This is a genomic window from Facklamia sp. P12932, assembly GCF_050409545.1.
Lineage (GTDB): Bacteria > Bacillota > Bacilli > Lactobacillales > Aerococcaceae > Facklamia.
In genome coordinates this window covers 1-1,513 of record NZ_JBNUPG010000048.1, presented here as the reverse complement: position 1 = coordinate 1,513, position 1,513 = coordinate 1, and the positions used below count along the sequence as shown (strand labels likewise).

Annotated in this window: 1 pseudogene; it reads right to left on the bottom strand. The window is 35.8% G+C overall.

The features are described 5' to 3' along the window. Positions 1 to 77: 77 nt before the first annotated feature. Positions 78 to 1,388: pseudogene (locus ACQV2P_RS08625) on the bottom strand (ISL3 family transposase). Positions 1,389 to 1,513 lie beyond the last annotated feature (125 nt).

The window sequence follows — 1,513 nt, the reverse complement described above, 5'->3', positions numbered from 1 at the left end:
CTTCACCTCTTTTTTTACAGATCAACAATTATTATAAGCGCATGAATGATCGACCGGTTTTATTATGAGATAAATTGTCAAAAAGCAACCGACGTAGATGATTGATTGGGCAAGTATAAGCGCATCATCAATAAAATTCTATTTTTAAAATGTGAATAATTACGATAGCCATAGGCATTTCGTTTCAGCACCTTGATTTTATTGTTTAGCCCTTCAATTGGGCCATTCGTTAAGGTTGAATAGTTAAAGGTGTTTTGAATAAAAGTGTGATAGCGTTTAAAGGTTCTTAAAACGGTCTTTAATTTTTTTGAAACGGGTAATGTTAGGCCATAGTTGACCCAAAACTCAAATCGATCGATTCGAAGGTCTTGAAGGGCTTCTCTTAAATGATGAACGACCTCGTAAGTGACTTTTAATTCGCTACTTGATGTTAATAAATAATCAACGATACCACTGGTGTTTGTGATCCAATCAAATAATCGATAGCGCTGATAAGTAGTGGTGTGTAATTTATTTCTTGGTGTCATGATTAGGCGCCAGTAGCGTTTATGTTTATTGTACAGTCGATTGTCTTTGTTTCGGAAGGTGTTCATCACATGAATTCGTGTCCGATTCAGCTCACGATTTAAAGCTTGAATGAGATGGAATTTATCAATAATAATTTGTGCTTTTGGAAAAACTTTTTGAATTAAATCCATATACGGTCGGTACATATCAATCGTTATCGTTTGAACCGATTGACGGGTTTCCAACGGAAATTGTTGAAAATAACGGATTAATGAAGACTGTTTGCGATCAAAGAACAAATCAACTAATCGATGCGTTTTAGCGTCACAGTAAATGAAACTCATCGCAGCATCAATCGTTCGAACACTTTTAAATTCATCAAAACAAAGGTGTTGTGGTAAGGAATGTAGCGGTTTGAATTGAAGGTGCTGTGCCATTTGATTCGTCACACGACGGACTGTATGAATCGATACATGCACCAGTTGAGCGATATAAGTTTCTGATATCGTATGTGTTAACTGATCAGCGATATATCGTTTCAAATGATTAGATAGATGACAGTGACGAGCGACTTCAGGCGTTTGAGCGGTAAAGGATGAGTGACAAGATTTACAGTAATAACGCTGTTTTTTTTAATCTAAATAAGTGGGATAACCTGCCATCGGTATTAATTGAATGCGCGATGTACGAGAGCCATTTTTAACGATTGAATAGTTAATTGCTGATTGCCCACAACAAGGGCAATGACTAATAGGCTCTATTAATTGACCTGTTAATAAGAAAGATAAACGGCCTTTAATCGAAATTTTTGAAAATTTTTGGTCATTAATTGTGATGTTTTTATCGTTTAATCCGAGTAAAGATGATATAATGTGTGACATGGGACAGCTCTCCTTTATTGTGGTTTAGTCGCTTATAATATACAGGAGATCTGTCCTTTTTTGTACCCTAAAGTAAAAAATAGAGTTGAGGCCTTCGGCCATCAACCCTATAAATTATAGAACCA